The organism is Streptomyces sp. NPDC051776 (assembly GCF_040681345.1).
Taxonomy (GTDB): Bacteria; Actinomycetota; Actinomycetes; order Streptomycetales; family Streptomycetaceae; genus Streptomyces.
In genome coordinates this window covers 70,659-92,149 of the sequence record NZ_JBFAYQ010000024.1, presented here as the reverse complement: position 1 = coordinate 92,149, position 21,491 = coordinate 70,659, and the positions used below count along the sequence as shown (strand labels likewise).

The following is a 21,491-nucleotide window of genomic DNA, read 5'->3' as shown; positions in this document are numbered from 1 at the left end:
CAGCCGGTCGGTTCGGTGAAGCCGTTTTCTGGCCTATGTGAGGCGTTCGGCGGATCAACGAACGCGATCAAGGCGTACGCCGATGGCCTCAAGTAGGCCTGCCAGAAGCGGACGGCGATTACCTCCTACAAGCCTGTTTCCTTGCAGCACATACCGTCTCCGGCGAACCGGGACAGGACCGGGACGATCAAGCTCCAAGACCGGCCGCAGCGCCAGAGCGCCGCGGCGGTTCCTTGTGCTGGTGGCAGGGATTCGCGAGCTCTGCGAAATGCTGCCGGGAGAAGGTGGCAGAAGGGGGAAGCGTCATATCGAAGCTGTGATAGCCCTCGCCCAGCGCCGTGGCAGCGTCCTATGGGCCCTGCTGCGTAACGGACTGTATTACGACGTCATACAGTCCGACACTCGGGCCGCTTGACATCTAAATGGGAATCTCCAGCGGGACGTTTCCGCGACGGGACGCGGATACGGGGGTCTGGGGCGGCCCGCATACCAGCGCACAGGTCACGACGTTGGCGTGCACGTTAAAGTGGGAACCCACAGAGGGTGGTTGAGCGGGGCAGGTATCTCCCCGCGTTTTGGAAGAGACCGACGAATCGTTGTGGCCCTCCACGCGACATGGTCCATAGTGCGTCACCGCTGCCACCCGGTCCTCCAACATCCCGAGGAGTCCGCAATGTCTGCTCTTCCTCGCACCGTTTTGGTGACTGGATCAACGTCCGGCATAGGCGAGGCCATCGTCGAGGCGTTCGCCAGAGACGGCCACCGGGTTGCCGTGAATGGGCGTGACGAGGAACGGACCGGGGCGGCAACAGACCGCATCCGTGCGGCACTGGGGGTCGTTCCGGGGGAGGTCTTCCCCGCCCCGGGCGACGTGTCCACTGCTGAGGGGACAGACGCCGTGAAATCCGCTGTTCCGGATGTGGATGTTCTGGTTAACAACGTCGGCATCTACCTGGCGGCTCCCGCCTTCGAGATCAGCGATGACGAATGGCGGCGTCTCTTCGAAGTGAACCTGCTCAGCGGAGTACGACTTACCCGTTACTACACGCCGCGCATGGTTGAACACGGTTGGGGGCGGGTGGTATTCGTCAGCAGCGAGTCCTCCGTTTTCACTCCGCGGGAAATGATCCACTACGGCATGACCAAGGCTGCTCAGCTGGCCGTATCCCGTGGCTTCGCCATGGCAGTGGCCGGGACCGGTGTCACAGTCAACTGCGTGCTACCCGGCCCCACCCTCACTCCCGGGGCCAAGGAGTTCATCGCCAACACTTATGACGGGATGACCTTCGAGGAAGCCGAGCGGGAGTTCTTCGTCTCCTACCGGCCCACATCGCTCATTCAACGCTTCAGCCGGCCTGCCGAAGTGGCCAACCTGGTTCATTACGTAGGCTCCGACGCCTCCTCAGCCACTACGGGTGCTGCCCTCCGCGTGGATGGCGGGGCCATTCCCACGATCATTCCCTGAGCGCGGGAATGCGTCGCCGGCGCGTTGCGGTCGCAAGGGCCGGTCACCTGATCGCGGTCCGGGTGCGCCGTAGTGATGCGCACGGGGGCGCGGATCGAGCCGTTGCGGCCGGAACGGCCGGGAATTCCAGAGCGGATCGCAGGCGGGTCCTCGCAGGCGGTGCCAGGCGTGAGGTAAGGGGTGACGCCAGCTGGCCCTGCTCATCCACGGCAGAGACCGTTCATGCCGGGGGTGCTCAGTCCAGCGGTCAGGTCTGCACGGAGCGCGGCCCTCGAGGAGGGCACCTTCTCGTGGACCGGTCTCCTGCGGAACTCCTGGGTTGCTCGTTCCCTTTGCCCAAGGCTCAGTGCGGGTGAGAACTCTCCACGATCGGCAGGTCGGCTCCGCGGAAGGCGCCGTTCGTGTGGCACATCCGTGGGCTGACGCTCGATGCGATGTACAACACCACATAGCGTGCGCGGCCGCTCCACTCACCGAGATCGGGCACGTCCTCGGTAATGCGCAGGCATGTCATGCCGATTTCGTGCTCGGTGGGAAGGAGGTGATGCGGGCGTTGCTCCCACACGTACATGCCGTAGGTCACGGTGCCGAGAACTCCGTCCGACCGGGCGTCCGGCACCCGGACTGAACAGATCCGGGGCAGGCCGAGGCCGCTGAGGCCATAGACGCGGGGCCCGGTGTATGAAGCGGCAAAACTCTTGCCCTGGTAGCGCGACTCGGGATACAGGACGGCGTACAGCACAGGAACCCTCCTCGGGGAGGGGTGGCGCGGTGCCGCGGTGCGCTGGGTCGCTTCCGGCTCTGCGGCTGAGCGCCACAGGAATTCGTCGGCCGGCGGAGTGCTCGGCACCGCAAATCTTACGCCCCCCCCCCGCCGAGCCCTCAAGTTGTGTCGATGACAGTCAACGCTTCGGACAGGTTCCCCATGTCCTCGCGTCGCGCGAGGGCCATTCGACAGGCGTAGCGTGATGTTGAGTGTAGTGACTGAGGAGGAACGAGATGGATCTCGGTCATTGGAATATTCGCACGTCCCAGGACGTCGAGTTCGAGGTCGTGGAGACGACGGACCTCCTCGACCCTGATAACTCTCTGCTCCGGCAAATTCCGGGGGGAGGCGAGGCACACTCCGCACGGCTCGCCGTCCTGGACGAAGTCGTCGAAGATCTCTTCGGATCTCGGGTACGCGACTACTTCGCCGCGACTGATACCCCGATGAACTACATGACCATGGCTGCGGGCGATGAGCACAAGACCATCGAGAACGTGCTCCGCATCGACAGCCGCCTCAACGAGATCGGCACCGAACGAGCCGGGACGCCACCCATTGCCATGGGCGGCGGCGTCCTCCAGGACGTCGTCGGAATGGCAACCGCGCTTTACCGGAGAGGCATCCCCTATGTCCGCGTGCCCACCACACTTCTCGGCCAGATCGATGGCAGCGTCTCCGCCAAGAACGGGGTGAACTTCGAGGGCTACCGCAACCGGCTCGGCACCTTCCACCCCCCGCCGCTCACCCTCATCGACCGGGCCTTCATAGCTACCCTCCCCGAACGGCAGGTCCGCAGCGGCATGGGGGAAGTCCTGAAGATGGCGCTCGTCAAGGATCCACAACTGTTCCGACTGCTTGAGGAGTTCGGACCGGTACTGGTGCAAGAACGCTGCCAGGACACCGGTCCCCTCACCCGCGAGCGTGAACCCGGGCGTGAGGTCATGCACCGCGCCATCACGGGCATGGCGCAGGAGCTGCAGAAGAATCTCTGGGAGAAGGACCTTCGGCGTATCGTCGACTACGGTCATACCTTCTCCCCTGCTGTCGAGATGCGGTCCCTGCCGGCGCTCTTCCACGGTGAGGCCGTCGCCATGGGGTGCCTCTTCTGCGCTGCGCTCGCGGTGAATCGTGGATTGCTGGCGGAACGCGACTTTGACCGCATCGCCGGTTGCATTCGCGGCCTCGGGCTTCACTCGACCCACGAGATGTTCTTCGATGCCGGCCTGCTCGAATCGGCCTTTGCCGACACCATGCGTCACCGCGGCGGTGCCCAGCACCTGGCGCTCCTCACCGGCATCGGCAGCACCGTGTTCGTCGAGGATCTCACCGACCACGAGGTCGAAGAGGCCGCGCAGATGATGCGGAAACAGTGACGTGAACATAATCGTCGGTGCCGACGCCCGGCCCGTAGTCGCCCGAGAGCTGGCTTACCGATATCGGGCCGAGCGGACCTGGGCCGGTGGTCCCTGGGAGGAATTCTTCCTCCGCCCCAGCTCGTCGGGCAGGGACCACGGCCGAAGGGTCTCTGTGGGACCGATGACGTCCTAAGAGGACTCATCGACGCAGAAGGCGGGAGGTGATCCGCGTTGAGCGCTCCCCTTATCCACCATGTGGGGGTGCTGGTCGCAGACTTGGAGGATGCCATCGAACGATGGTCTGTGGGCACCGGTTACACCTTCAGCGAAGTGGCTCGGTACCGCACTGACTTCTACGTGGACCACTCCAGTCCCGAGCCGCACTTCCATGACGCTCGCATCTGCTTCTCGCGTGAAGGACCGCCGTTCATCGAGCTCATGGAGTTCTGCGGTGAGGGGACCCACTCGGCCGCCCAGGGCGAAGGAATCCATCACCTGGGGTTTATGGACTACCCCGACGTGGAGGGGCGCCTGCGGGAACTCGGTGAACAGGGAGTCGGCTGCGACGGGATGGCTCTGGATGGGCCGCAAGGCAAGATCCTGCTGTGGTTCACCGAGAAGCAGCACCTGCACGGCATCCGCCTGGAGTACGTCGCCGGCCTGCCCCAACCCATCGTCAAGGACGACGGCCGGCCGCCCTACCACGACGAGCGGGGCTTCCCGAGCCTCTGGCCCCCGGACGGAGCCTCCCCAGCACAGACCCGTACCCCCTGATAGGGGCCTTCCAAGGCATGGCGCACATGACGCACAGCGAGACCTCCGGTGCCGCGGTCTGGACCGGTCCGCACCGGCTCGAATGGCAACAACTCCCGCTGGAGGCACCACCGGCGGGGGGACTCCTCCTCGAGCTGGCCGCCAACGGCATATGCGGCAGCGATGTGCACTTCGTCGGCATGACACCTGCCCGCCCCCTCGTTCTGGGCCACGAGATCGTCGGCCGGATCACAGCCGGCGGCCCAGGGTTCGCAGGATGTGATGCCGCAGGAACCAAGGTGGGCGTGGGCGACACCGTCGCGCTTTTTCCCTGGGTGCCTTGCGGTCGCTGCTGGGGCTGCCGACGATTCGGCCCCGCAGCCACTACCTGCTCCCAGGCCTTCGTTTACGGCATACCACCCGAAGCGATCGGCGCTGCCCCCGGGGACACGGGCGGCCCCGCCGAAGTGAGACTGACCGGTGGTTTCGGCCACCACGTACTGGTCCGCGACGGCACGTGGTTCTGGCGTGTTCCGGACGCACTACCGCCGGCTGTCGCCTCTCTGCTGGACCCCCTCGCTGTCGCGGTGCGCTCCGTGGACGTGACGCGCACCCCGTCCGGCGCGTGGGATGAGGTCCTCACCGCGGACTCCACCGCATTCGTCCTGGGCCTGGGGACGGTCGGGCTCCTTACTGCCCTCGTCCTGCGCCGGAGCGGCGTCGGTACCGTCGTGGTGTCCGGTTCCCGGCCCCGGCGCTTGGCCGCGGGCGAGCGGGTGGGCGCCGATCTCGTGCTGGACAGGAATGAATTCGACCTGGACCAACGCCGCCGGAGGATCCTCGATCTCACCGGCGGACGAGGTGCTGACCTGGTTGTGGACGCCACGAACAGTCCCCTCTCACTGGCCGAGGCGATAGGCGCCGTGCGGCGGCTGGGCACCGTGGTGGAAGTCGGAAACGTCGTCTCCAGCGGCACCGTCATCCCTGTCGATCCTGCTCGCGATATATGCCAGGCCAGCATCAGGCTGCTCGGCGTCACCTACAACCCTCCCCGTTCTTACGCGGAGGCGATTGCCCTGCTCTCCGACCGGACCCTGCGGTTCGAAGAACTGATCACCGGCATCTACCCGATCCGGGAGGCCGGTGCCGCCCTCGACGCGTTGTCGGGCGACGTCGTCAAGCTGGTCCTTTCCGGGAAGTGAAGTCCGTGGCCAGCACACCCCCGCCGCCGAGGGCTGCTACCCCTGGGCGTCCGCCGGCAGGGACCGCTCCGGCCAGCCCCCGCGGGGACGTGGCGCCCCTTCCAACCCGTTCGGCACGCGCCGGGACATCGCCCATGAGGCCACCGTGACCGCGCCTCGACCGGTTGCCTCGCTCAGGGGGTGCCCCAGGCAGACGCCGGCGCCGCTGGACGTGCCAGACACCCGGGGATGTGGAACCGCTCGGCCTCCGGCTTCGCCAGCGACGCTACGTGCCACAACGCCTCGCCCGGCCCCGGTCATGGTCAGCCGAGCTATGGGACATGCCGGCGGGCTGCGGGGACGAGGAGGGGCACGGATCCCGCCACACTCTCTCGTGGTCCTCTCGAAGAAGTTCCCCGCGTTGCCGCACGGCGGCGGTGGCAGATCCGCAGCTGTCGTCGGCGCACGCTTCCGCGACCCTGTCGGCGAGACTCCCACGCCCGTTTGTCCTCAGGCCACGAGCCGGCCCGCAAGGTGGTGGGGGAAGGAGGTCCCGGGTCCCGCTGAGCCAGGTCCCGGACGGAGCAGCACGATGTCGGCCGACAACGCGCGAGGAGCAGAGAGGAACTCCGTGCCATGAGTGAGACCAGCCTGTCGAACTGGGCAGGGAACGTGCGGTACAAGGCAACAGGGACCGCCTCACCAGGGTCGGTGAGTGACGTGGAGGAACTCGTGCGCGCTGCCGGACCGGGCGGAGTGCGGGGGATGGGCCGGGGCCACTCGTTCTCGCCGGTGGGTGACACCCGGGGGGTGTTGGTGTCGCTGCGGGAACTGCCCTGGCTGTGCGAACCGGTCAAGGGGGACGCAGGCACCGTTGTGGGCGCCCGGATAGGCCCCGGACTGACATTCGGCGAGATCTGCCCCGTCGTGGATGCCTGGGGATGCGCTCTACCCGTTCTCGGGTCGCTCCCGCACATCTCTCTCGGGGGCGCCTGCGCCACCGGGACGCACGGGTCGGGCTGGGGAAACGCGTGCGTCGGGGCACAGGTCGACGAGGTCCTGATGATCGCGGGGAACGGCTGCCAACGACGCGTCCGGCGAGGGGATGACAGCTTCGACGGGGTCGTGGTGTCGCTCGGCGCACTCGGCCTGGTCGTGGAAATGGTGATGCGGGTGGTGGACAGCTTCGACGTCGAGCAGTACGTCTTCGAGGGGCTGCCCTTCCCGGTGCTCGTCGAGCGACTGAGCGAAGTGCTGGGTGCCGGCTACAGCGTCTCGGTGTTCTGGCCGCTCGGCCCGACAGCGGACGTATGGGTGAAACGCCGAGTGCCCGATGAGTGGTGGGACCTCTCTGGAACGGGCGCTGCCCCGGCACATGAGGAACGGCACCCCGTGGCCGGTTACCCCGCGGCGAACTGCACACCTCAACTGGGCTGGCCGGGCCGCTGGTTCGAACGACTGCCCCACTTCCGCGCCGGGTTCGCCCCGGCGACAGGGGACGAACTCCAGTCGGAATACCTGATCCCCGTCGAGGACGGAGGGCGTGCGCTGGAAGCCGTGGCGCGCATCGCCCCGGAAATCTCCCCGCTGCTGTTGACGGTGGAGGTGCGATCGGTGGCGATGGACCCGTGCTGGCTGTCACCGGCCTACGGGCGGGACAGCGTGGCCGTGCACCTCACATGGGTATCGGATCCGGTGGCAGTCAATGCGGCTGTACGTTCCGTGGAGGAAGCGCTCGGCCCCCTGGCGGCGCGGCCCCACTGGGGGAAGGTATTCGGCATGGCGCCAGGAACGGTGGCCGGCCTCTACCCCCGGTGGGACGACTTCCGCCGACTGCTCGACGACTACGACCCGGAGGGCCTGTTCCGCAACGCGATGATCGACCGGATCTTCCCCCGCGGGTGACTGCGCCGAAGCCGGGCCGCCCTCTCCTCAATTTGGCCCTCGGCCCTGGAATTCCAGCAGCGTCGGATGCGGCAACCAGGACCCGCGCCGTGCACGGGAGAAGCAACCGAGAGTCTGCGCGGAAGTCCGATCAGTGACGGATCACGTGCATGCCGGGCACAGCGTCTCGGTTCCGGCATCGCCGTGAGACCGGGCGTCACCGTGAGGGCCGTTCTTGCCACGGCAATCGTTCTCGCACCGCGGCACCGTCCGCGCGCCCCTGACGACGATCGTCGCCAGGAGCGAGTGCCACAGCGGCGCACCGTTCAATGAGCGGTGAGCCAGCATGTGCCCGCTTCCCGTGCTGAGGGTTCAGGACTGTACCGCGGCAGGACCGGCCGCTGGACCACCGAGCCGGGCGGTCCAGGGACAGGCGCCTACCCCGCGGGCCGGCGCTCAGCTTGAAGGCGAGTGAGCGGCGAGAAGGCAACGGCACTGATGAACAGGAAAGCGGCCAGCGGGATCAAGAACGACATGGGTACCGAGCCGGTCTGATCTGCAGTAAAACCCGCAACCAAGGGAAGCAGAGCGCCGCCGATGACCATGGTCAGCAGAAGCCCCGAGAGGGCATCCGTGTATTCCGGCATGGCTCTGATCGTGATGGAAAAGATCAGAGGGAAAGTGTTGGCGAACCCCAGACCCGTGAAAATCAAAGAGGTGATTGCCATCCCCGTCGAGGGTATGTACACCCCCAAGAGACCTGCGATGGAAATAATGCAGCCGATGCGCAGAACCGTATTGGAGTGGAAATTGCGAAGGAGGAATCCGCCTACGAGGCGCCCGGCTGTAAGAGCCGTAACGAACAGGGCTGTACCGAGAAGGCCGATACGCCCGGCGTCGAGACCGAACTGCTCCTGCAGTAGAAGCGGGGTTTGAGTGGCTACTGTGACCTCGGCTCCTATGTAAACGAATATGCTCAGCGCCATGGCCGCTACGAACCGTTTCCTGAGAAGCGCGACGGTGGATGCAAAGCCAGGCGGTCTCCGACCCGGCGCATCATACTCCCGTATGCGCGTACGAAGAACCGCCGCGACGGACAACAGGACGAAGACTGCATAAATCGGGAACATGATGCGCCAGCTCGCCCCCGCTAGCACAGTCGCACCCACCGGGATCAGCGAACTCGACACGGTCCCCATACCCTTGAAGAACTGCGCAAACGAAAGATTGCGGGCATATCCGCCAGGGGGCGAGGCATCCCGCATGAGCGGGTTTCCCGAAACTTGCAGAATGACGTTTCCCGCGCCAATCAGAAGTACGGTGACAAGCAGCGTGCCGATACTGAAGAGGCCGACCGTCGGTATGAGCAGCCCCAGCAGCATCACGAGCAGTCCCGCCAGCACCAACGACTTTCTTCGGTGTCTGCCCTGAAAAATTCCCATCGGCAGAGAAAGCGCCGCGAAAACCCCGTAGCCGGTGAACGGAATCAATTGAGCCGACGTATTGGACAGGTTGAACTCTTCCTTCGACAGACTCACAAGGGGCCCCACCGCGTCCCCGAAACCCATGGCCACAAAAGCCATGAAGACGGGTACCGCCCCTCTCTGCAGATGCGAGCCGGAATCGATTCGCGAGGCCATAGAGGGGAGGGTACGGCAGTCACGCCCGCCTCGCACGCGGAGTGCGGTCGCACTGGCGGCTCACGACCAGCCGATGGAGAATGGTCCCGTCAGCACGTGAGCATGCACTCTTCCCGGGGAGCACCACGATGACGGACACACAAGCAGCCCTGCCCGACGCCAATTTGCGTCGCATCCACACCGAAGTCGCCTCCCTCCTGGATGAAGGAATCGTGCCTTTCTGGAGTTCGAGGGCCGTGGACGCTGAACACGGCGGCTACCTGACGGAATTTGACGCCGACGGGAATTTGGGTGCAAACAGCAAGAAATACCTGATAACTCAGGCAAGAATGATCTGGGCATTCTCGGCTTTTGCACAGCACCGTCCAGCAGATGCTGGCTCTTTGCTCGAACAGGCTCTCCAGGGCGTCGATTTCCTGCGGAAGAATTTCTGGGACGAAGCGTACGGCGGCTTCCGCTGGAGTACCACCAGGGATGGAAAGCCGCTGGACCCTGCCAAGACTTTGTATGCCCAGAGTTTTGCCATCTACGGTTTGAGCATGTACGCATCGGTGAGTGGTGATACTCAGGCCCTCGAGCTGGCAGAGGCCACCTTTGACCTGTGCCATGTGATAGCAGCCGACATACTGAACGGCGGCTACCACGAGAACTTTTCACAGGACTGGCACCCGGAAGGACCAGGGAAGAGCCTCGACGTTCACCTGCACATGATGGAAAGCTTCTCGCAACTTGCAAAGGTCACGGGTTCCCAGAAGCATCGCCGACGCTTGCGAGAAACCGTCCGGCTGATCAGTTCGCGTTTCGTTGACAAGGACAGCGGCGCAGGCAGGAACCAGACAACCGACGATTTTCTGCCGCAGAGAACCGCTCCCGTCGCTCACACCTGGGGGGCGGAACGCGCCGGCGAACACCGAGAGACACAGGATGTGACCTCATATGGTCATAACCTTGAACTCTGCTGGCTCCTAGGGGCTGCGGCAGAAGTCCTCGGTGAACCGGTGGACGACCGAATTCGCGCTCGCCTCGGAGAGCATGCGCTCGCCTACGGACTGGACCCTATCTACGGCGGGATATTCCGCGAGGGTCCGCACCAGGGTGCTGCAACGGACCAGGACAAGGAATGGTGGCAACAAGCAGAAGCCCTCGTCGGCTTTCTCGATTGTTATGAACTCACCGGCGATACACGCTACCTTGATGCTTTCGTCAGCGTCTGGAACTTCACGCAAGAGCATCTTATCGCCCCTGACGTCGGCGAATGGAGGATGCTCGCCAGTCGCGACGGAACCATTCTGAACGATACGATCGGAAGCGTATGGAAAGGCGCCTATCACAGTGGCCGGTCAGCTCTGGAGACTATCGCGCGCCTGGACCGCATCATCACCTGAGCCCGTGCCCTGCATAGCTGTTGCCCCTTGGTAGTGCACTGGGATTACTGGGTGGGAATACCCGTTCCGGACGGGCTGTGGGAGATCGCGAAGCCCTTGCTGCCGCCGGGCCGTGTGCGGCCGCAGGGGGGCGGGGGCGAACATCAATGATCAGGCGGTCTTCGCGGCGACATCTGCGTATTCGGCGGGTGTACGGGCGGGCACGTCCTGCGCGCCGGGGGGCGAAGTCGATCGTGCATCGCCGGTTTGCCATCTCAGGTTTCTCTGGTACCGACTGCGGAAGAAGGTTCATCAGCTCCTGGACGAGGAGGAGTTGGTCGGCCTCTCCCGCACAGGTCCTCGGCTGTCCGCGCCTACGGGGGCGAACTTGGAGGGTCCGTCGCCTGGATGAGCGAGGTTCCAGGATGTATGCCATGTCCGACGCGGACAGACTGACCCCGCGCATCGGACTCTCCCCGGCCAACACCCGCGACAGCCAGGCTCTGAAGCCGTTGCGGTCCCAATGCCACAGGAGACGCGAAAATCGCTATTGGGGCAATCGCAGCCCGGATCGCCCGCAAGGGCCTCGAGTCCGTCGAACGCGTCGGCCGGGCGTCGATGGGTGTTATCCAACGAACCTGCAGACTGAGCGACTGGCTGCCGCCCGCATCGCTGGGCGGCGGCGCTCGCGCGCGGCGGCGCTCGCGCGCGGCGGCGCTCGCGCGCGGCGGCGCTCGCGCGCGGTGGCTCCCGTGCCGGCCAAGAACCGCGCGCTCCCGGCCGCGCCCGCTCCGTCAGCTGACCGCAGGACGCACGGCCCCGGCAGGCATGGCTACGAAGGCCGTCATGACCGCCATGATCGCCGCCTCATTTCCGGGCGCGGTTGCCGGTCCTTGCGGCCGTGAGCACGGTCGGGCCGCCTGGACGTCATCTCATTCGGCCCGTGACGCCGGCGCCGTGGTACGGCCGGCCGAAAGGGAGGCGGCACCTGTAACGCCCGCAGACCCTGCGACGAGGCGCTCATCCATCCCGAGCAGGAGGTCCAAGGCCGAACCGGGGCTACGATCCCGCCAGTGGCCCGGGCCGGCGGACACGCGGGTGCGGTTGTGCGGTTTCGCCGACCATGGCTCCGGTGTAGCCCAGCGCCCGGGAGAGCTGGGCGGCACAGCGCATCGTCAGGCGCCCCGCAGCGTCCAGCCGGTCCCGCATCCGGCCACGAGGTGCACCGACGTTGATGGCGGCGATGAGGCGGCCGCGGTAGTCCCGTACGGGAGCTGAGACGCCGACCAGGCCTTCCTCAAGTTCACCGTCGATCTTGGCGTAGCCGGTAATCCTGATGTGATGCAGTTCGTTGAGCAGCTCATCGACCGTGCGGAGACGCTGCTGGGCGGGGGCTTGGGCGAGCATCTCGTCGCTGAAGAAGCCCCGTACGGCAGGTTCGTCCCAGTCTGAGATCAGCACCCGTCCGGAGGAGGTCTGGGCCACAGGTGCGGACAGCCCCTCCCATCCGAGACTGCGGAAGGCATGCTCGGAGGGTTCGGTCAGCAACGTCAAGACGTCCCCACCGCGCAGCACACAGAGGTGTGCCGTTTCCCTGAGCTGGGCGACAAGGCGACGCAAATGCACGCCCGAGGTATGCACCAGCCTGCTCTCACCGGTGGATGCTGCCAGGGCGTAGAGGCGCCAGCCGCACCGGTAAGCCAGGGTGTCAGCATCCCGGTCGACCAACCCTTCCTCTCGCATTCCGGCGAGAGCACGGGAGACTTGGCTTTTCTCACGCCCCGCCAGTTCGGCGATGCGGGTCACGCTCAGGCCGGGCCCGCGAATGGCTTCTGGACTGCTCAGCACTTCCAGCAGTTCGAGGTCGCGCCGCAGCCCCGTGGCCGTGCGTCCACTCATCGCGGGCAACCCCTTTCGTTGCATATCCGGCAACTCAGGATGTCAAGAGTACCGCTCGTACCACACGGCATCCACCGGCAAGAGATTGCTCCACACACGGGCCCATGATTACGGGGCATACGCAAACAGATACTGAAGGTAACAAAGGGCGTGGTGGAATGGAGCCTCTCGCGGGGCCTGGTGTTCCTCTTGCCTCAGCACAAATCCTGATTGCAACTTGAACAACAGCAATTGTTCTACTGATTGGTCACATCTAACGTCGCCGTAACTGACATGTAGCAGACCTTTCGGACGCCAAGGCCTCAAGGAGACGTAGCGCGAGACATGATGGCGCAACGGTTCACGTCTTGAGCGCCGCTGTCCCGGCGGCTGCCCCTACGTTTTCCTGGAAGAAGGCTGTCTTATGACCGCAGGCGACCGGCGCCCTTCCCGCTCTCCCGTCAAGACGGAACCGCGCTTGGACAATCTGAATTCAATCAGCGCGGCTGCAGCGCGCCCGAGCACGCCCGCACCATTGTCACGGTCGCCGGCGCGCAGCGAACCGACGCTGCGGATATTCGGCTGATTTCAGAGATGCTCGGCCTCACGCAGGTCGACTGGCTGAGCGCGAGGCACTTGCGGGATGAGCAACAACGAACATCCGAGTCTTGATCATTTTGTGGAGGGTCTCCCGGCCGCCGCCGTGGTGCAAGCCGTCATGGCCGGTCCGGTCGTACGCGCCTCGGGAAGGTGGCGCGCGTGAAGCCTTCGGAGGTGCAAGCGATTGTGGACCGACGCCGACCGGCCGCCTGGGAGGCTGCCTATGCACGGCGGCTTCCGGCGTCCGGGCCGCACCGGACAGCCCGGCGTCCGCGTCGGCTGCTGGTGGTCGGTGGCGGGCCGGCCGGGGTGGCCGCGGCCACAGCTGGGGCACGGGTGGGATACAGCGTGATCCTCGCGGAATCCACAGACCGCCTGGGCGGCCAGCTGGTCCTTGCCGGTTCCTCCGCGGCGCGCCGCACGCTGTGGCAGCGCTGGCTCGGCTGGGCCCACACCGAACTCCAGTCACGCGCCGTCGACGTCCGCATGAACACCACCGTGAAGGCGGAAGACTGCTCAGGCTATGACCGGGTGGTGATAGCAACCGGCGCGCGCGCAGGCCATCCCGTCAGGGTGCCGGGCCGGGCTGTCACCCTCGACGCCTGGACTGCGATAGCCCGGCCCTCCCCCCTGATCGGGTCGGTGCTGGTCCTGGATCGGGAAGGGGAATGGTCAGCTCTGGATGCCGCGGAAATCCTGGCAACCCATGGCTATGCCGTCACTCTCGCGACCGCCTCGGAAACTCCCGGCCACTGGCTGCGGCGTTGCGAGCAGGACGCCTTCCGCACACGTCTGACGGCACTGGGGGTGCGGGTGCTGCCCAGACAGGAACTGGTGATCCCCTCGGCCACCTCTCCCGCGGTGATACGGCATGTCCACTCAGGACGCACCCACCCCCTCGACTCCCGGCTGGGGGCCATCGTGGTGGCCGCAGCACGAGCGCCGGAGAGTCACTTGTGGTCACGACTGCGGGGGCGGCCCGGCATCGTACGGGTCGGAGATGCGGTGGCACCCCGCACACTGGAAGACGCCATCATCGATGGCACTCGCTCGGTCACCGGCAGCATGTGCACGGTCTAGAAAGGCCCGCACCGGGGCCCACACGGAGGCAGCCGCCCGTCGCGAGCGGGCCGGTGGCCGCCGCAGCCGGTTGGTCCGAAGTGCCGGTACGGACCCGGACCGGTTCCTGGCTCTACAGTGGAAACTGATGTCCACCTCACCGAAGGTCGCGGTACCGGCAGCCGCGGACTCGCCGGGAGAGAGCGATTACGCCCACCTCCGTGAACGGGACAGTGTGCTCGCCGACCTGGTCATTGCCGAAGAAGAACGCCAGCGCGGCAGCCTTCTGATGATGGCAGGCGAAAACTACGCCTTCCCCGCCGTCCGCGACGTCATGGGCAGTCTTCTGATCAACAAGTACGCCGAAGGGTACCCGGAGCGACGCCACCACAGCGGCTGTGAAATTGTCGACAAGATCGAGGAGCTGGCAATCCAGCGGGCCACCGCACTCTTCGGAGCCGAGTACGCCAACGTCCAGCCGTACTCCGGCACCAGCGCTGTATTGGCAGCCTACGCAGCCATCCTGCATCCCGGGGATTCCGTCCTGGCGATGGCCCTGGAACACGGCGGGCACTTCACCCAGGGCCTCCCCGACAACCTTTCGGGGCACCTGTTCGACTTCCACTGGTACCAAGTCCGCCGCGACACCCACCTGATCGACTACGACCAGGTCCGCGACATGGCCCGGAAAACCCGGCCCAAGGCCATCGTGTGCGGCGGCAACTACTACCCGCGCCACATCGACTACCAGGCCTTCCGCCAGATCGCCGACGAAGTCGGAGCGTACCTGCTGGTAGACGCCGCCCCCGTGACCGGCCTGGTGGCCGGCGGCGCCGCCCCCAACCCCGTCCCCTATGCCGACATCGTCTGCGCCGTCACCTACAAAACACTCCGAGGACCCCGCGGCGGCCTCATCCTCAGCCACTCACACCTCTCCCACCGCCTCGACGCAGCGGTCTACCCCTTCGCCCAAGGCGGCCCCCACATGCACAGCATCGCCGCCAAGGCGGCAGCGCTCGGCGAAGCAGCAACACCACAATTCGCCACCTACGCGCACCAGACCGTCGCCAACGCCCGCACACTCGCCCACGCACTCACGGAACACGGCCTCCTGCTCTCAACCGGAGGAACCGACACCCACCAAGTCATCACCGACGTCACCCCCCTCGGCCTCACCGGCCCACAAGCGCGCACCCGATGCACCCGAGCAGGCATCATCATCGACTCCTGCCCCCTCCCTTACGACGCCCAACCCGCCGACAAGCCATCCGGCATCCGCATGGGGACTGCGGCACTCACCGCACAAGGCATGACAGAGAAAGACATTCTCCACATCGCCCAACTGATGACCCGCACCCTCCACGACACCAACGACGTCCACACCACCGAAACCGCAACAGCAGTAAGCACCCTCATCACCCAACACCCACCCCGCTGAGAGCTCCAGACGCATCGACGTGCTCTTCGCCATGCTTCGAGACGGCACCTTCTAGCGCAGGACAGGCGTGGCACATGCAGCCCGGACACCCCGGTGGCGCCTACTTGCGACCTCGGCCACGAGCGGGACACGCCCACACACCACGCCCCGACCCTGCTCTCCCGCAGCCGGCCGACCAGCCTCCGGGGGGACACGCGGGAATTCCGGGGCGGGTGCCTCACCTGCGACTGGGAAGGCCCCGTCCACCCCGGCAGCGGGTACGGCGACGGCTGCAATGCCCGCCGACATCGTGGACCGCAACGCCGTCCGTGATGTGTTCTGGCGGCTCCGTCTCACCCCGCCGCAGATCACGCAGGGCTGGGCTGATCGCGGCTACGCCGGCGGCCCCGTGGACTGGCGGCTGCTCACTCCGTGGGCGGGCAGGCACCGGAGCGTGGTGGACCCCGCTCAGCGCGGCTCGGAGGCCGGTTGCGGGTGCGGGGGCGCGGTGAGGCCGTTGCCTCGTCGTAGGACGGCGTATCCCACACCGATGCCGACGGCGACTGGCCAGGACAGGATGTCTGCGGCGCCGAGGGCACCCAGGCCAAGGAAGAGCGGCAGCCCTCGCTTGGCCGGCAGGACCCGGCGGGCGACTGCGACCGGCAGGAAGGCCGCATTGAGGGCGCCCGCCCCCACGCGCTCAAGCGACGGTACGGGGATGGTGATGGTGTGCCGCTGCGGCTCGCCGCGCTCCTTCTCCGCGCCCGAGGATCTGGTCTTCGCCATAGCCAGGGCCAGTCCCTCACGTGGCACTGGGGCTCCAGCACCGACGGAAGGAGGTCGAGTTCCAGGAGCCTTGGAGATCACGATGCTCACCTCGACAAATTCGAACTTCCCCTCTTTGCATCCACTGGGCGGGGTATCCCAAATGGCCCGAATTATGGGTCGCGAACAGACTGATCTTCGAATGATGGGTCGCGCGACCCGCTCTACTCGAGGAGGCTCGGTCGATGTCCCCGGTGGCCACCTCACCCCCATGGGTTCCCCCCGTTCTCACGCCCCTGGGCTCGGGTCTCGTCACGCATGCGGCCTCGGGTGTGCGGATGGTGGGGACGGCCCTGGAGAAGGTTCTGGGTGGCTCGCCTCGCGAAGTGTGGGGCCGACCGGGACGCTGCTACATCGAGGTCGCGGGTGTGCACGGGGCGGAAGGAGAGCGGGTCGCCCGCCGCATCGAGCGAAGGCTGGAGGAGCATCCCGGCGTGCTGTGGGCGCGGGTCAACGCCCCCATGAGGAGAGTCGTGGTGGGCCTGGCTTCGCCGCCTCCGCCGCAGAACAAGCTTGTGACGCTGGTCGAGCGGGCGGAGGGGGACCACAGCGCCGAGGAGGAGGCCTACGACGCATGGCGGCCCGAGCCGCCCCACCCGGCAGAGGGGGCTCCGGTCTCCTCGGCATGGGCTCTCACGGCGGATGCCCTGGGCCTGAGCCTGGCGACCGTTCGGCGTCTCGCGCCCTGGTTCGGGATCCCGCCGGAGGTCGCCGGTGTCGTCGATGCGATCCGCCTCCATCCCAGGTCGCGGCATCTGCTCGAGGACATCAGCGGCGGGGGCCGGGCGGACTCCTTGCTCCCGGTCGTGGGCGCGTTGGTGCAAGGCGTGGCGACGGGCGGAGGTGGCCTCGTCCTCGATGTGCTGCAACGTCTGGCGCTGTGGAGGGAGACCAGTGCCGAGCGCACGGCCTGGCAGAAGGCTGAAAGCCGTATGGTTCGGGACGCTGAGGAGGCGGCAGCCGGCCTCGTCGCCTCCGATCGTGCCGGTCCGTCGCCCAAGGACGGGACGGATCGGCTTGTGGGGCGATCCATGGCTGCGGGGGTCCTGACCGGGGCTGTCGCGCTTCCGTTCGCCGGACCGAGACGGGCGGCTGCCCTCGCGCTCGCATCCGTGTCGAGGACACCCGCGGCGGGCCGGGAGGGATTCGCCACGACACTGGGGCGGTCGCTTGCGTTGCGGGGCGTGGTGACGATGGACCGCAACGCACTGCGCCGCTTGGGGCAGGTGGACACCATCGTCCTCGAGGAAGCTGCTCTGCGCGGTGAAGGATACGAGCCGGTCGATCTCGAGGTACTCGACGGAGCCGATCCGCAGGACGTCGCGGAGCACCTGTTTGCCCTCTTCGACTCGGACGCGCCGTTGAAGCTCCGCCGCGGCAAACGCTGGGTCCTGGGCCCGTTGGACGACTTGGAGCTCAAGGGCCGTAGCGGACGCAAGGCCGCGGAGCGACTTCGCCGCCGGGGCAGCGAGAACGTTCTCGGCCTGGCTCGCGGTCACCGGCTCCAGGCGGTCGCCGGGCTGGCGACCCCGTCAGCTCCGGGTACCGAGGCCATCGCTGCGGCCGCACGCCGAGCAGGTGCTCGGGTGGTGCTGGCCTCGGACCGGGAAGCGCCCGCTTCCGCCTTCGCCGATGCGGTGGTGCCGGCGGGTAGCCGGCTGGTGGCCTCCGTACGTGCCCTTCAGGACGATGGCGCCGTCGTGCTCCTGATCTCGGGTGATCGGCGGGCGCTGACCGTGGCCGACTGTGCGATCGGCGTACGCCGCGATGGGGAGCACACGCCGTGGGGAGCGCATCTCCTGATCGGAATGGACCTCGAAGCGGCAGCCATCATCGTCGATGCGGTTGGAACAGCGGCGGTCGTGGACCGGGACAGCCGCTACCTCGCAGCCGGGGGCAGCGGAGTCGGCGCTGTCGCCGCCCTGCAGGCCCTGACGCACAAAGCGACCGCGCGAGTGCTGGCCATGAACAGCACTGCCGGCACAGCTGCGTTCTCGCTGGGCGCCTGGCGTGCCCGGCAACTGCTGCGCCGTCCTCTGGCACCTCCCGTCTCGAGCGTCCCGTGGCACCTCATGCCAGCCGACCGCGTCCTGGAACGGTTGCGTAGTCGTCGGGAGGGCCTCTCCGGGCCTGAGGTCTCCGCAGGCAGCAGCGACGGGGGCATGAGCGAACCGACGCGGCTGAGTCTCCCTCACGCGTTCGTTGAAGAACTCTCCAATCCTCTCACCCCCATCCTCGCCGCGGGCGCCGCCCTGGCCACCGCCATGGGTTCCCGCACCGACGCCGCTCTCGTTGTCGCGATCACCGGCACATCGGCCCTGGTGGGCGGTTTCCAGCGGGTCCGCACCGAGCGTGCCCTCTCGGAGCTGTTCGCCCGGTCTGCAATCGGGGCGAGAGTCCGCCGCAGCGGAAGGGAACGACTCGTCACGGCTGCCGATCTCGTACCCGGGGACATCGTCCTGCTAGGCCCGCAGGACGTTGTGCCCGCCGACTGCCGACTCCTGGAGGCAGAAGGCCTGGAGGTCGACGAGTCATCACTCACGGGGGAGTCGCTCTCGGTGAGCAAGGATCCGGCTCCCGTGGTGGCAGCCCAGATCACGGAACGCCGCTCCATGCTGTACGAAGGCACTACCGTCTCGGCCGGGCAGGCCGTGGCTGTGGTGGTGGCCACCGGTGCCGCCACCGAAGCAGGTCGCGGGCTCGCCGCCGCCCGTCAGGCTCCCCCCGAAACGGGTGTAGAGGCCCGGCTGTCCTCCCTGACCCGGGCAAGCATGCCCATCGCTCTCGGCTCAGCCGCAGCGGTGGCCCTCTCAGGGCTGCTGCACGGCCACCCTCTGACCGCGAACCTTGCCTCCGCGGTCAACCTCGCGATCGCCTCCGTCCCAGAAGGCCTGCCGTTTCTGGTCAATGCTGCGCAACTGGCCGCCGCCCGGCGGCTGGCCGACAGGGGCGCACTCGTCCGCAATCCGCGCACCATCGAGGCAATCGGACGAGCCGATGTGCTGTGCTTCGACAAGACCGGCACCCTCACCGAAGGCAAACTCCAGCTGGCCGACGTCAGCGACGGCGACGCCACGTCTCCACTCGACCGCCTCGGTGCCTCGCACAAGCGGATCCTCGGCGCCGCACTACGCGCCACTCCCGCCGCACGCCAAGCCGAAACCCTGGCGCACCAGACCGACCAATCCGTCCTCGAAGGAGCCCGCAGAGCAAACGTCACCGAACGCACCGGGGCCCCCCGGTGGCGCCGCACTGACACCCTCCCCTTTGAACCGGCCCGCGCCTACCACGCGACCGCCGGCATGACTTCCGACGGCCCCCTCCTCAGCGTGAAAGGCGCGCCGGAGAACGTCATCGATCTATGCACCCATCGCCAGCCGACACACGGTTCGGCCACCCCTCTTGACTCGGAGCCCAAAGCATCGCTGGCCCGAGCCGCCGAAGACCTCGCGGCGGCGGGCCGCCGCATCCTCGCAGTGGCCGAACGTCGTATGCGCCCGGACGAAGACCTCACCGACGAAACCGTGGGCGACCTGGTCTTTCTCGGCTTCCTCGCCCTTGCCGATCCCGTACGCACCAGCGCAGCGCCGGCCACGGAGGAACTGCACAAGGCGGGCTTGCAGACGGTCATGCTCACCGGGGACCACCCCGCCACCGCCGATGCCATCGCCTCGAGCATCGGCGACACCACCGAACCCAACATCTGCACCGGCGCCGAACTCGACGAACTCGACGATGACGCACTCCAGAAACTGCTGCCCACGGTGGACGTGATCGCCCGGTGCAGCCCCGCCCACAAGGTCCGCATCGTCCAGGCCTACCAACGCCTCGGTCGTGTCGTCGCCATGACCGGCGACGGAGCCAACGACGCCCCCGCCATCCGGCTGGCCGACGTCGGTATCGCGCTCGGCCGCCGCGGCACACCGGCCGCAACCGCCGCCGCGGACCTCGTCGTCACCGACGACCGCCTCGAAACGATCGTCTCGGCCCTTATGGAGGGCCGAGCCATGTGGGCCTCCGTACGGGCCGCCCTGGCCATTCTCATCGGCGGCAACCTCGGCGAGGTCACCTTCAGCGTGCTCACCTCCGCCCTCACCGGCACCACACCCCTCAATGCACGCCAGATCATGCTCGTCAACCTCCTCACCGACCTGGCGCCTTCACTCGCCATCGCCGTACGCGAACCCACCGGGCAGACCGCGGAGCGGCTCCTGGCAGAGGGCCCCCACCGCTCACTCGGGGCAGCCCTCACCCAAGAGATGATGGTGCGTGGCGCCGTGACAGCCACCGGAGCCGGCCTGGCCTGGACCGCGGCCCGCCTCACCGGCCGAGGCCGCCGCGCCGGAACCGTCGCGCTCGCAGCCGTCGTCGGCACCCAGCTCGCCCAGACGCTCACCACCGGCGGCTTGGACCGAAACGTGCTCGCCGCGGGCCTCGGCTCCGCATTCGTCCTGCTCGCCGTCATCCAGACACCGGGCATCAGCCAGTTCTTCGGCTGCGCTCCCCTGGGCCCGCTCGCATGGGGCATCACGCTCGGCGCGATCACCACCGCCGTCCTCCTCGGCCCCCTCCTTCGCCCCCTCATCGCCAGCCGACTCTCGCCCTCAACCGACGTGTAACAGATCCGAGTACCGCTTCAGAGGAGTCATTCCGAATGATCCGTGGTCGTGCGCGATCAGTGATCGTGTGAAGTCGTGCGGTGGGCGGCCGGTGCGGCGCTGGACGGTGTCGGTCGTATGGTCCTCGGCCCCCTCGGCGATGGCACGTCCATGTCGGTGAGCGTCGCGGCGAACTCCAGCGGCATCTTCGCGGCCAGGCGGTCCCGTATCTGTTCGTAAGTCAGCGGCGGTGGACCAGGGGCGGCCGCTGGCCGGTTGAGGATGTCGGCGATGTCGTCGTGACTGAGCGTCTCCGGTCCGGCGAGGACCAGGCCGGCATCGGGCGCACGCGTTCGGCGCCGCTGAGGGCGTCGGCGAAGGTGGTGGGGTCGTACCGGTCGAAGCGGACCGTTCCGCGCCCGGGAGCGGGGTGGCGCGACGGCTGGCGGCTTTGACGAGGTGGCCGGCCGCGACCAGCTGCGCGCCGGTACGGCTCCCGGTGGTGCCCGTGGCGCCGATGACCAGGATGGCGGCGGCGGTCGGGGATGAAGGTCAGCAGCTCAATGTCGCGCTGGTCGTAGAGCCGTAGCCGCCTCGGAGTGAGGGAGCTGTCCCGGTGGCTTCCCCCGTGCTACCGGGGCGGCTTCCGTAAGGCCGGCTCGGGCTCTCCCCGGTGCTGGCCAACTACAACGAGTTCCGTGGG

General features: G+C 67.1%; 14 protein-coding genes and 1 pseudogene. 10 read left to right on the top strand and 5 right to left on the bottom strand.

Annotated features, from left to right (window positions below):
* Positions 1–673 precede the first annotated feature (673 nt).
* On the top strand, positions 674–1,465 hold the full coding sequence (locus AB0M26_RS19670; RefSeq protein ID WP_365262632.1) for an SDR family oxidoreductase: 792 nt from the start codon (positions 674–676) through the stop codon (positions 1,463–1,465).
* A gap of 343 nt (positions 1,466–1,808) precedes the next feature.
* On the opposite strand, the gene AB0M26_RS19665 is transcribed toward AB0M26_RS19670, so the two are convergent.
* Entirely contained in the window at positions 1,809–2,207 is a 399-nt protein-coding gene (locus AB0M26_RS19665; protein ID WP_365262630.1) for a hypothetical protein, read from the bottom strand.
* A gap of 257 nt (positions 2,208–2,464) precedes the next feature.
* Here AB0M26_RS19665 and AB0M26_RS19660 point away from each other — a divergent pair, with 257 nt between their 5' ends.
* The 4 genes from AB0M26_RS19660 (at position 2,465) to AB0M26_RS19645 (ending at position 7,428) form a co-directional block, all read left to right on the top strand.
* Positions 2,465–3,607 (top strand): sedoheptulose 7-phosphate cyclase, encoded by a 1,143-nt coding sequence (locus AB0M26_RS19660; RefSeq protein ID WP_365262627.1) that lies wholly within the window; start codon positions 2,465–2,467, stop codon positions 3,605–3,607.
* A gap of 213 nt (positions 3,608–3,820) precedes the next feature.
* Positions 3,821–4,363: a VOC family protein gene (locus AB0M26_RS19655; protein WP_365262625.1), complete on the top strand. Its 543-nt coding sequence runs from the start codon at positions 3,821–3,823 to the stop codon at positions 4,361–4,363.
* A 26-nt stretch (positions 4,364–4,389) separates the two neighbouring features.
* Entirely contained in the window at positions 4,390–5,544 is a 1,155-nt protein-coding gene (locus tag AB0M26_RS19650) for a zinc-binding dehydrogenase (protein ID WP_365262622.1), read from the top strand.
* Between the two features lie 615 nt (positions 5,545–6,159).
* The gene (locus AB0M26_RS19645) at positions 6,160–7,428 is read left to right on the top strand and encodes a D-arabinono-1,4-lactone oxidase (protein ID WP_365262619.1); all 1,269 of its coding nucleotides are present in this window, start codon (positions 6,160–6,162) and stop codon (positions 7,426–7,428) included.
* A gap of 416 nt (positions 7,429–7,844) precedes the next feature.
* Here AB0M26_RS19645 and AB0M26_RS19640 read toward each other — a convergent pair whose 3' ends face one another.
* Positions 7,845–9,047 (bottom strand): MFS transporter, encoded by a 1,203-nt coding sequence (locus AB0M26_RS19640; protein ID WP_365262616.1) that lies wholly within the window; start codon positions 9,045–9,047, stop codon positions 7,845–7,847.
* A 128-nt stretch (positions 9,048–9,175) separates the two neighbouring features.
* Here AB0M26_RS19640 and AB0M26_RS19635 point away from each other — a divergent pair, with 128 nt between their 5' ends.
* Positions 9,176–10,432 (top strand): AGE family epimerase/isomerase, encoded by a 1,257-nt coding sequence (locus tag AB0M26_RS19635; RefSeq protein WP_365262613.1) that lies wholly within the window; start codon positions 9,176–9,178, stop codon positions 10,430–10,432.
* 1,038 nt (positions 10,433–11,470) lie between these two features.
* Here AB0M26_RS19635 and AB0M26_RS19630 read toward each other — a convergent pair.
* Complete coding sequence (locus AB0M26_RS19630; protein ID WP_365262610.1) at positions 11,471–12,310, bottom strand: IclR family transcriptional regulator; 840 nt, start codon at positions 12,308–12,310, stop codon at positions 11,471–11,473.
* A gap of 729 nt (positions 12,311–13,039) precedes the next feature.
* On the opposite strand from AB0M26_RS19630, the gene AB0M26_RS19625 reads away from it, so the two are divergent.
* The 3 genes from AB0M26_RS19625 (at position 13,040) to AB0M26_RS19615 (ending at position 15,698) form a co-directional block, all read left to right on the top strand.
* A complete protein-coding gene (locus AB0M26_RS19625) occupies positions 13,040–13,969 on the top strand; it encodes an FAD-dependent oxidoreductase (protein WP_365262607.1) in 930 nt (309 codons plus the stop codon).
* Positions 13,970–14,096: 127 nt separating this feature from the next.
* The gene (gene glyA / locus AB0M26_RS19620; RefSeq protein ID WP_365262604.1) at positions 14,097–15,386 is read left to right on the top strand and encodes a serine hydroxymethyltransferase; all 1,290 of its coding nucleotides are present in this window, start codon (positions 14,097–14,099) and stop codon (positions 15,384–15,386) included.
* A 93-nt stretch (positions 15,387–15,479) separates the two neighbouring features.
* Entirely contained in the window at positions 15,480–15,698 is a 219-nt protein-coding gene (locus AB0M26_RS19615) for a DUF6349 family protein (RefSeq protein ID WP_365262601.1), read from the top strand.
* A gap of 135 nt (positions 15,699–15,833) precedes the next feature.
* Here AB0M26_RS19615 and AB0M26_RS19610 read toward each other — a convergent pair whose 3' ends face one another.
* Positions 15,834–16,151: a hypothetical protein gene (locus tag AB0M26_RS19610; protein ID WP_365262598.1), complete on the bottom strand. Its 318-nt coding sequence runs from the start codon at positions 16,149–16,151 to the stop codon at positions 15,834–15,836.
* Between the two features lie 224 nt (positions 16,152–16,375).
* On the opposite strand from AB0M26_RS19610, the gene AB0M26_RS19605 reads away from it, so the two are divergent.
* Positions 16,376–20,809, top strand: a complete 4,434-nt coding sequence (locus AB0M26_RS19605) for a cation-translocating P-type ATPase (protein ID WP_365262595.1) — start codon at positions 16,376–16,378, stop codon at positions 20,807–20,809.
* On the opposite strand, the pseudogene AB0M26_RS19600 reads toward AB0M26_RS19605, so the two are convergent.
* Positions 20,795–21,316 (bottom strand): annotated as a pseudogene (locus tag AB0M26_RS19600) (hypothetical protein). The gene AB0M26_RS19605 and the pseudogene AB0M26_RS19600 overlap by 15 nt on opposite strands.
* Between the last annotated feature and the right edge of the window lie 175 nt (positions 21,317–21,491).